Raw genomic sequence first — 606 nt, forward strand, 5'->3', positions numbered from 1 at the left:
GGATGGAACTGCTGACCCAGCTGGAAGATGAGCCTGAGCCAGAGGAAATAGTAACCGTCGAGTCCGAAGAAGAAGCACCATCAGCCACACACGACCAGAAAGAAGATGATGCCCTGCTGACGGAATCCGGACATATTCTGCTCGACCTGACCCAGCTTCAGCAACAGCATGCCGCGCGTTAGTAACTGACCATGGCGACGACAACCCTCAACAGCATCATGCTTTGCTGCTGGGGTTGTCATCGCCATACTCGTAAACCCCGTAACCACTTGCCTCTTTCCAGACACCCCGGACGGCCTCTCCAGACACCTCGTCCATCACTCAATCGCACCAGCAAATAACCATCCCCCCTAACCTTCAGTCTCTCTGTCAGTCCTGCTGATCGATTCCCGCCCACGGCAGGAAATTTTCCCGTTTCCTCCCATCAGTTTTCCTATATTCATCAGGAAATCCGCTGTATTCCGTTAACCCGGCAAACAGACAGAATAGTGTCCTCAGCCTTTGCTGATCATCCATTTACAACAACAATCAGGATGCAGACATGAAACAGCGATCAATCTCCTTGCCCAACGGCTTTCGGCCCCTCAAGCGTTCGCTCATCCACTC

1 protein-coding gene is annotated in these 606 nt (G+C 52.6%); it reads left to right on the top strand.

The genetic code is table 11. The features are described from left to right. On the top strand, positions 1–182 hold a 182-nt coding region (locus Q4563_RS15580; RefSeq protein WP_303605107.1), incomplete at its 5' end, for a hypothetical protein. Between the last annotated feature and the right edge of the window lie 424 nt (positions 183–606).

This window comes from Gilvimarinus sp. 1_MG-2023, from assembly GCF_030548285.1.